This window comes from Mycobacterium sp. TH-M106 (assembly GCF_057473765.1).
Genome location: NZ_JBYCLE010000476.1, coordinates 1 through 8,798, shown reverse-complemented (window position 1 = coordinate 8,798; position 8,798 = coordinate 1). Strand labels below are relative to the sequence as shown.

The following is an 8,798-nucleotide window of genomic DNA, read 5'->3' as shown; positions in this document are numbered from 1 at the left end:
GCAAGACAACGTCCCCTACGACCCCACCAAACACCGAGCACTCCAACGATTCATCACGACCCAAGACGCGGTGGCTTGACATAGGGCTTCTCATCCCCGCTGCCTCCCGGTGTCTCGGAGCTCGACGCTTCAGGCGCTCAGGTGCTCTCTGCGCCGCAACTCGGCTATCCGGGCCAAAATGTCCTCCTGGGCGTCAGGTGAGAGTCCGACGGCTCGCGTCGCGATGCGGCGTACGCCCTCGTCGCGGACACCGGCCAGCCACGTCAACTCGGCGTCGAGCTTCTCGTAGTAATCGTCGTCGGTGAAAAAAGCGGGTTTGATCCGGAAGAAGTTGGCCAGCGCCGCCATGGTCGCCGCCGACGGGTTCGTCCGGTTGCCCGAGCGCAGCTGGGACAGGTACGGAGCCGACATCGTGATGCCTTCCGCCTTGAGCGCAGCGATCACCTCGGCAGACGTGTGGGGGCCGCGCCCGGGTGGGTACACCGTGTCGAAGAGGCGGTTCAGCCGAGCGGCGAACGTCGTGCTCATCGATGGAACCTCCACAAAGGCTGGTGTGCTCGTATTTGCTGATCATCGTAACGATAGTGAGGCGCACAACCAAGAGCGAACATGGCAGGAATCCGACGTTGGTCGCCTGAAAACCCCGTCGGCAGCTCGAACGAGCGACGCATACCCCGTCAAATAGGGTATATCAAGCGAAATCCCGTCACCGTCGTTGCCGGCGCTGCGGGCCAGGACACCGTAGCGATGCCACGCAGGCACTGCCACCGCCGGCGCGGCAACGCGCACTCAGTAGTGATCGTCGGCTGGTGGAATTTGCTACCGAGCGTGGGAGCCGGGTCCGTCGGCGCCGACGCTCAGCCGAAAATCAGCCCCGCGGTCTTCGACGTGGCAGCGGTGTACCGCGACTGTACGTCCGCCCAGTTGACCACGTTCCAGAAGGCCTTGGCGAAGTCAGCTTTGACGTTCTTGTACTGCAGGTAAAACGCGTGCTCCCACATGTCGAGCACCAGCAGCGGGACGATGCCGAGCGGGAAGTTGGTCTGGTGGTCGTAGACCTGGAAGATCAGCAGCTTCTGGGCGAGGCTATCCCAGCCGAGCGCCGCCCAGCCGGATCCCTGTACGGTGGTGGCGGCCGCGTGGAACTGCGCACGAAACTTGTCGAACGATCCGAATGCGTCGTCGATGCCGGCCGCGAGTTCCCCGGTCGGTTTGTCACCGCCGTCAGGGGAGAGGTTCTTCCACCACAGGCTGTGGTTGACGTGGGCGGCGAGATTGAACGCGAGGTTCTTCTCGTAGAGCAAGACCGCCGAGAAGTCTTCCTTGGCCCGTAATTCCTCGAGCTTGGCGAGCGCATCGTTCGCGCCCTTGACGTAGCCGGCGTGGTGTTTGGCGTGGTGAAGCTCGTTGATCTGGCCCGAGATGTGCGGTTCCAGTGCGCCGTAGTCCCAGTCCAGGTCCGGCAAAGTGTATTCAGCCACGTGGTTCCTTCCTTCGATCGTTGTCTGTCACCCGCTGTCAACATTGCTCTATGACAGCGTGCACCGCAAGAACGCACCCGGGCGCCAGGAGAATTCGCCGCAGATCGCCTTAGAGCAGAACGATCCCGACCAGAACTGTCAACAACATCAGTGCGATCAACCCGGCGCGCACGCCGGCCAGCAGATGGGCACGGTTGCACGTCGGCGATCCCGGATACCCTGAATACCACTGCGACGGCGCCGCCGCGGACTGTGATCCGATCGGATGTGTCGTCATCGAACTGTCCTGACCTGCACTCGCCATCAACTCCCGTGAGATGTGTCACAACTACCGTGGGCGCGATCATAGCGTGTCCGGCGCCACTGTGAAAATGGCGGGCCGGCGCCGGCTCTGAGCACACGCCGAGACCGAGTGCGACAGCAGGTAGTTAGCGCGGCAAGACATTTCGCTCGACCCCCGACGAGGATGTTAATGGCGGGGGTGTGGGGTGAAATGTTGTCCACAACTGTGGTCCGTTGGGAACGCAGAGGGCGGGTCAGCGGGCTGCGGTTGGCGACCCCGCTGTGGATAAGCCTGTGGAAACTGTGGATACCGCCGGAATAGCTGTCGCAGGCCCACGAGCCACATCCGGGCCGGCCGCTCGCTACGCTGGTGCGGTGATCCAGGTGTGCTCCCGGTGCGGCACCCAATGGAACGTGCACGATCGGCGGCGAGCGTGGTGCCCGCGGTGTCACGGCGCACTGTGGGCACCGCTCAGCGATGCGCAAGATGCCGAACTGCAGCAGAACCTGCGGGCGAGCGCTCCGCCCGCGGCGGCAGCCACACGGCGGCCTGCACCCCAGCTGACACCCGGTTACCGCTGGATCGCGGTGCGGCCCGGCCCGCCTCCCCCGCCGCGCCCGCGGCGTCGCGAGCTGGGCCCCACGCCCCGCTATGCCGTGATACCCCGGTGGAGCCTGATGGACCGGGTGGACCCGTCGGTGGCACCGCCGAAGTCGCCGGAGCGACGCGGGCTATCGGCCCGTCACGCTCGGGCGGTGCGAAAGATGCTGTTCGCGACCATGGCGGTGCTGGGCGTGGCCGCACTTACCCAGGCTGTGGTCTATGCGTTGCTGATCGTCAACCGCACCATTCTGCTGCACCCAGTGGTGGCCGGGGCCGCGGTGTGGTTGTCCGGGCTGGCCAGCTTGGCGGCCGTCGCGGCGGTGATCGGCTGCGCTGTGCTGCTGACCCGTTGGCTGATCGAGCGCCGGGCCCAGGCCTTCAAGGCCTTCGCCCAACCGCACCTGCCCGATTCGCGGCCAGGCTGGGCCCTGTGGGCGGGCTGCCTGGTGCCGCTGGTCAACCTGGCCTGGGCGCCGGTGTACGTCCTCGAAGTGGCTGAGTGGGAGGGTCGGTTGCCGCGGCTGCGCAAACCGATTGTGGTGTGGTGGCTGCTCTGGGCGCTCAGCACTGCGATGTCGATCCTCGCCACCGCCACCAGCCGGGCACAAGACGCCCAGGGCATCGCCAACAACACGGTGGCGATGGCGATCGCCTACCTGCTGGGCGGGGCCGCGGTCGCAGCGGCGGCGAGGGTTTTCGAGGGGTTTGAGGGCCGGGCGGCGCAGCGGCCCACACACCGGTGGGTGGTGGTCGCCGACGATCGGCGTGACGCACCAGAACACCCCGCCGAAGACACGCCGCCCGCTGCGGTGCTTGAGTCGAACGGGCGGGAACCGGCAGCGTAGAGCCATGGCATCGGCCGACGAAGTCTTGGTCGGGCACCCTTTCGTGGTCGCCCACCGAGGCGCGTCGATCAGGCGCCCGGAGCACACGCTCGCGGCCTATGATCTTGCCCTCAAGGAAGGTGCCGACGGGGTCGAGTGCGACGTGCGGTTGACCAGTGACGGCCATCTGGTCTGTGTCCACGACCGCCGGGTGGATCGCACCTCAACCGGAGCCGGCCTGGTCAGCGAGATGACCCTGGCGCAGTTGCGTGAACTGGACTACGGGGCCTGGCACAACAGCCGGCACGCGGGCGACGACCGCGGTCGTCGCACCGACCTTAGCGATACCGGGCTGCTGACACTCCACGCGCTCGTGGCGCTGGTGTTGGACTGGAACCGTCCGGTGAAGATCTTCATCGAAACCAAGCATCCGGTTCGCTACGGCGCGCTGGTGGAGCGCAAGGTGTTGGCGCTTCTACAGCGGTTCGGGATCGCGGCGCCGGCTTCGGCGGCCCGGTCACGCGCGGTGGTGATGTCGTTTTCGGCGGCTGCGGTCTGGCGGATCCGCCGTGCGGCGCCGTTGCTGCCCACGGTGCTGCTCGGGTCGGCCTCCCGGTATCTGCGCGGCAGCGCCGCCACCACCGTCGGCGCCACGGCGATCGGCCCGTCGATCGCCACCTTGCGGCAACACCCGCAACTAGTGGACCGCGCGGCCGCCCAGGGCAGGGCACTGTACTGCTGGACCGTCGACCGTTTCGAAGACGTCGACTTCTGCCGTGACATCGGGGTGGCGTGGATCGCCACCAACTATCCCGCCCGGACCAAGGCCTGGCTGCAACGCGGGGCGAGCGGTACCGGCCACGGCTGAACGGCGGTCACCGCGCACCTGGGCAGCGACCAGCCGTGCACGCTGATCAGCGCAGCCAGCCCAGTTCACCGACGAGCAGTGCGTACCCGACGAACGTGACGGTGTCGATGAGCCCGTGGGCGATGATCAGCGGCCACAGCCGGCCGGTGCGCGTCCAGGCGTATCCGAACACCAGACCCATCGCGACGTTACCCAGCCCGGCGCCGAACCCCTGGTAGAGGTGGTAGGCGCCGCGCAGCAGGGCAGAGCAGGCCAGCGCGACCGTCGGGCGTACCCGCAGCTGCCGCAGCCGGGTGAGGAGGTAGCCGACGACGATCACCTCTTCGGCCCAGCCGTTGGCGAACGCGATCACCACCAGCATCGGAGTGCGCCACCAGGTGTCGTTCACTGCGGCCGGGATGACCGCGGCGTTGACACCCAGCACCCGTGCCAGTTGGTAGGCGCCCAGGCCAGGAAGGCCGACCAGGGCCGCCAGGCCGACCCCGCCGACCAGGTCCGCCCGCCAACACAACCTGCCCAGCCCGACCCGGTCCGGACCGAATCCGCTGCGCCACAACAGGTACACCGCAAGGCCGCCCCAGGCGATCAGCTGCACCGCCCAGGCCGCGTTGAGACCGAGGTCGACCAGGTCGAAATACGACCGCCTCGGGTTCAGGGCAATCCGCTGGGTGCTCAGGTTGCGCAGCACCGAGTCGGTCAGATCCAGGATCGCGGTGATGGCGCTGAGGCCATAGGTGACCGCCAGCAGCAGCGCGATCTCCAGCCGCAGCGCGCTCCGCTGCGCAGCCGGCAGCCCGGCGTCGGGTGCGGCGCCGGGCTCGGTCACCTCGACACGGTAACCGCAGGCGATCCGTTACGAACGGCGTGCCTGTAGTCCATTGAGGAACGGGCAGCCCATCAGCACCCGGACCGCCCGATTCAGGCCGGCCACGTCTTCGACCGGCTGGTGAAACGGCAATCGGACGTCCTGGGCGTCCCAGTGGTCCTGGTGGTCACCGTCGGCCCTCTCGACGCGCAGCCGGATGCCGTACCGGTCGACCCCGAGTAGGCGTATCCGACCCCGCTGCAACCGCAACGGCAGCTTGGCCACCAACCGTGCGACCACCTCCGGGTGCGAGGAGTCCAGGTGCCGCAACCAGCCCGCCTCGATCACGCAGAACGGGTCGGGCCGAGCCGTCAGCAGGTCATCGACGGTGACTGCCTCGGCACCGGTGGCGTCGACCATCACCACCGATTCCGTTGACAACCGCAGCAGCCGGTACCTGGCCTCGCTGCGACATGCGTCGGTCTCCGACCGCGGCGAATGCACCTGCAGCAGGGCAGGGTTGGGGTCCTCGGCGGCGATTCTGTCGAGCAGATCTCCGATCTCCTGCGGCGGCACCCGCTGCAGGTGGCCGCGGATCCACACCAGAGCGCGCACCCTGGCGCGCAGCGGCAGCGGCGCGTGATCGGTGAGCTCCAGCATCGCCTGCTCACCGCTGCCGGTGACCGCGGTTGCGACTTCTGCGCCGGCGGCGACTGCGAACGACCCGTCTGGCAGAAGGTGACGCACCGGCGCGGCGACCGGGTCGGCGTCGGCCACGGCAAGTAGCGCCGGCGCCCGGATGCAGGCGCTGCGGATCAGTTCCGCGGCCGTCGGGGCGGTTCTTGGCGGGTTTGGCGGATTTGACGGGTTTGGCGGATTTGATGGATAGGCCATAGCGACGCTCCTTCACTAATAAGGTAAGCCTAACCTAACTACTTGTCGGCAACGGTTGCAACTCGCGGCGCCCGGCACCGCACCGCGGTCGATAGGGTTGACGCGTGGTCTGCATCACCTATCTCGGCCCGGCGGGGACCTTCACCGACGCGGCGCTGATCCAGCTGAGTGCGGCCGGCATGGTCCCGGCAGCCGGCAGCGGCAGCCGGTCCAACCGCAACGACGTGCTGCGGGTGCCTGCCGAGAGCACATTGGCCGCGCTCGACGCAGTGCGAGCCGGTGCCGCCGACTACGCCTGCGTGCCCATCGAGAACTCGATCGAAGGCGGTGTGCTGCCGACTCTGGACAGCCTGGCGATGGGTTCGCCGCTACAGGTGTTCGCCGAGACCACCCTGGACGTGGCGTTCTCTATCGTGATCGCGCCCGGCCGGGATGCTGCCGACGTGCGCACGGTGGCGGCGCACCCGGTTGCGGCGGCGCAGGTGCGGCGCTGGTTGACCAGTCACCTGCCCTCCGCGGAGGTGCTGCCGGCCAACTCCAACGCCGCTGCAGCGCAGCAGGTCGCCGACGGCCGTGCCGATGCCGGGGTGAGCACGGCGCTGGCCGCCGCCCAGTGCGGACTGACGAGACTGGCCGACGGGGTCGTCGACGAACCCAACGCCCGCACCCGCTTCGTCCTCGTCGGCCCGCCGGGGCCGCCACCGGCCCGTACCGGGGCCGACCGGACGTCGGTGGTGCTGCACATCGACAACACGCCCGGTGCGCTGGTGGCAGCGTTGACCGAATTCGGGGTCCGCGACATCGACTTGACCCGGATCGAGTCCAGGCCCACCCGCGTCGCATTGGGCACCTATGTGTTCTTCGTCGACTGTGTGGGCCACATCGACGACGATGCCGTCGCCGAGGCGCTCCAGGCGCTGCACCGTCGTTGTGCGGATCTGCGATACCTGGGTTCCTGGCCGACCGGGACGGTCGCCGGCGCAGCGCCGCCGCGGCTGGACGAGGCGGCGCGATGGCTGGCGCGGCTGCGCGCCGGGCAGTCCGGCCAGGCCGGAGGGGCCGGCGACAGCGCCCCCGGAGCATCGGGCGCACCTGGAGTGCCCGAATGAGCGGGCGGTTGGTGCTGGTGCGCCACGGTCAGTCTTACGGAAACGTCGACCGCCGATTGGACACCCTGCCGCCCGGCTCGCAGCTGACTCCCCTGGGTCACGAACAGGCTCGAGCGTTCGCGCGGTGCAGCTCGCGACTGGGGGGACTGCCGGCGCTGGTAACACATTCGGTGGCCACCCGGGCGGTACAGACCGCCACGGAGATCGGCGGTCAGCTCGGTGTGCCGTTCCGCGAGGTCGCCGGCATCCACGAGGTGCAGGTCGGATCGTTGGAGAACCGCAACGACGACGAGGCGATCGCCGAGTTCAACGCGGTCTATCAGCGCTGGCATCGGGGCGAGCGGAACGTGGCCCTGCCCGGCGGGGAGACCGCGGAGGAGGTGTTGGACCGCGTCCTGCCGGTCCTCACCGAACTGCGGATGCGCTACCTCGACGACGACGACTGGACCGGCGACGTCGTCGTCGTCAGCCACGGGGCGGCGATCCGGCTGGCAGCGGCCGTGCTGGCCGGTGTGGACGGCGAGTTCGTGCTCGATCATCACCTCGGCAACGCGGAGTCGGTGGTGCTGGCCCCGATCACCGACGGGCGGTGGAGTTGTCTGCGGTGGGGCACGTTGACGCCGCCGTTTCGTCTCGGCCTGGACGCGAGGCCCGCCACCCCGGACGTCGACGCGGCGCAGTCCGCCACCGGACCGATGGGCTGAAACTCGACGACCCGCGTCAGACGGCGAGCGCCGCCGCGTTCGCGCATCGACAGCCAACTGCGTCGCAGTCGACCACGAATGCGTGCCGGATCATCGCGGTATCGGTACAGCTGTCGTCAGTGCACTCCGGCCCGCACAGCCGGTGATGAATCAGGGTGCCGTGGCAGTGGTCCAGACTGGCCCGGCAGCCCCGGCAGTTCCGCCAGTGCTCATCCATGGGTCGTTCATAGCACCGGGCGCCGACGATCATCGCGCGCAACGCCGCGCGGCGCGATCGGGTTGCCGTGGCAGTCACCATGAATCCTGGGGGCTGCTTATTCGGCAAGCCCGAGGAACACCAGCAGTGCGCGATCGAGTCGGATGAGGTCGCTATCTGCGAGACGGCCGACACGCTCCTGCACGTTCGCCCGCGGCATTGTGGTGATCTTGTCAACCATGATTTTGCTTGGATGCTCAGTACCGGTTGCCGCTGTCGGTTCCACAGCGATCCGGCTCAGCGGTGCCTCGACGGCGTCGGTTGTCAGCGGACAGACCGTGACCGAGGCGGTCGCATCAAATCGATCATCCTGAACGATGACGACCGGTCTCGGCTTGCCCGTGTAGACACCTCGTGCGGCAGCGACGTGGATATCGCCTCGCCTCACTCGGCGGACTCACCGTCGGCGGTCCAGTCGGAAGAGATAGCGTCGACAAAAGCTTGATCGTCGGCCTCCTGCTCGCTGGCGGCGATGGCAGCCGACTGGCGGTGAGCTTCTGCGGCGAATTCCGGTGCCCTTACGTCGGGAACCCAAATCTGAACGGGCCTAAGCCCCTGGGCGCGCAACCGCCGCCGATGTTCCTGCACCCGCTCTCGTGTGCTAGCCATCCATCAAGGTTACATGTAACATGGCGGGTCATCAATTCGGCTCGGCTCGCGGCTTTCCCAAGTGCATTCAAGAGTAGGTGCTCGCCGACCCTCTGCCATGCAGTGCTGCGTGGATGGCCAGATGGGCGATGAGATATCCGGGTATCCGGGAAGATCTACTGCTCGCTACCCCCAGCCCAGCTCGTGCAGTCGATCATCATCGATGCCGAAGTGGTGCGCGATCTCGTGAATCACCGTGATCGCGACCTCGTCTACGACTTCGGCCTCCGATGAACACATGTCCAACAGGGCCTCGCGATAGATGGTGACGGTGTCCGGCAGCGATCCGGCGTAGTTGGAGTCGCGCGCGGTCAACGCCACGC

At 67.7% G+C, this 8,798-nt stretch carries 12 protein-coding genes; 4 read left to right on the top strand and 8 right to left on the bottom strand.

Features of this window, described 5'->3' with window-relative positions; all coding sequences use genetic code 11:
- Positions 1-129 precede the first annotated feature (129 nt).
- The 3 genes from AC2VOP_RS16955 to AC2VOP_RS16945 all read right to left on the bottom strand — a co-directional run bounded on the left by AC2VOP_RS16955 (position 130) and on the right by AC2VOP_RS16945 (position 1,758).
- A complete protein-coding gene (locus AC2VOP_RS16955; protein ID WP_486962048.1) occupies positions 130-528 on the bottom strand; it encodes a transcriptional regulator in 399 nt (132 codons plus the stop codon).
- Positions 529-857: 329 nt separating this feature from the next.
- Positions 858-1,481 (bottom strand): superoxide dismutase, encoded by a 624-nt coding sequence (locus AC2VOP_RS16950; RefSeq protein WP_486962047.1) that lies wholly within the window; start codon positions 1,479-1,481, stop codon positions 858-860.
- 109 nt (positions 1,482-1,590) lie between these two features.
- Entirely contained in the window at positions 1,591-1,758 is a 168-nt protein-coding gene (locus tag AC2VOP_RS16945) for a hypothetical protein (protein ID WP_486962046.1), read from the bottom strand.
- A gap of 380 nt (positions 1,759-2,138) precedes the next feature.
- On the opposite strand from AC2VOP_RS16945, the gene AC2VOP_RS16940 reads away from it, so the two are divergent.
- Positions 2,139-3,212, top strand: coding sequence for a DUF4328 domain-containing protein (locus AC2VOP_RS16940; RefSeq protein WP_486962045.1), 1,074 nt, complete (start codon positions 2,139-2,141; stop codon positions 3,210-3,212).
- A gap of 4 nt (positions 3,213-3,216) precedes the next feature.
- On the top strand, positions 3,217-4,059 hold the full coding sequence (locus AC2VOP_RS16935; protein ID WP_486962044.1) for a glycerophosphodiester phosphodiesterase: 843 nt from the start codon (positions 3,217-3,219) through the stop codon (positions 4,057-4,059).
- A gap of 46 nt (positions 4,060-4,105) precedes the next feature.
- Here AC2VOP_RS16935 and AC2VOP_RS16930 read toward each other — a convergent pair whose 3' ends face one another.
- Both AC2VOP_RS16930 and AC2VOP_RS16925 read right to left on the bottom strand, forming a co-directional pair.
- Positions 4,106-4,885, bottom strand: a complete 780-nt coding sequence (locus AC2VOP_RS16930; RefSeq protein WP_486962043.1) for a CPBP family intramembrane glutamic endopeptidase — start codon at positions 4,883-4,885, stop codon at positions 4,106-4,108.
- Between the two features lie 27 nt (positions 4,886-4,912).
- Positions 4,913-5,758: a DUF2470 domain-containing protein gene (locus tag AC2VOP_RS16925; protein ID WP_486962042.1), complete on the bottom strand. Its 846-nt coding sequence runs from the start codon at positions 5,756-5,758 to the stop codon at positions 4,913-4,915.
- Between the two features lie 104 nt (positions 5,759-5,862).
- On the opposite strand from AC2VOP_RS16925, the gene pheA reads away from it, so the two are divergent.
- Both pheA and AC2VOP_RS16915 read left to right on the top strand, forming a co-directional pair.
- Positions 5,863-6,867 carry a prephenate dehydratase gene (gene pheA, locus AC2VOP_RS16920; RefSeq protein ID WP_486962041.1) on the top strand — a complete coding sequence of 335 codons (1,005 nt, stop codon included), beginning with the start codon at positions 5,863-5,865 and terminating at the stop codon, positions 6,865-6,867.
- Positions 6,864-7,571 (top strand): histidine phosphatase family protein, encoded by a 708-nt coding sequence (locus AC2VOP_RS16915; protein WP_486962040.1) that lies wholly within the window; start codon positions 6,864-6,866, stop codon positions 7,569-7,571. The genes pheA and AC2VOP_RS16915 overlap by 4 nt, the downstream gene beginning before the upstream one ends.
- Before the next feature lie 314 nt (positions 7,572-7,885).
- Here the strand turns inward: AC2VOP_RS16915 and AC2VOP_RS16910 are convergent, their stop codons facing one another.
- The 3 genes from AC2VOP_RS16910 to AC2VOP_RS16900 form a co-directional block, all read right to left on the bottom strand.
- A complete protein-coding gene (locus AC2VOP_RS16910) occupies positions 7,886-8,215 on the bottom strand; it encodes a type II toxin-antitoxin system PemK/MazF family toxin (RefSeq protein WP_486962039.1) in 330 nt (109 codons plus the stop codon).
- Positions 8,212-8,436: an antitoxin MazE family protein gene (locus AC2VOP_RS16905; RefSeq protein WP_486962038.1), complete on the bottom strand. Its 225-nt coding sequence runs from the start codon at positions 8,434-8,436 to the stop codon at positions 8,212-8,214. Before AC2VOP_RS16905 ends, AC2VOP_RS16910 begins: the two co-directional genes overlap by 4 nt.
- Before the next feature lie 165 nt (positions 8,437-8,601).
- On the bottom strand, positions 8,602-8,798 hold a 197-nt coding region (locus tag AC2VOP_RS16900), incomplete at its 5' end, for a metallopeptidase family protein (RefSeq protein ID WP_486962037.1).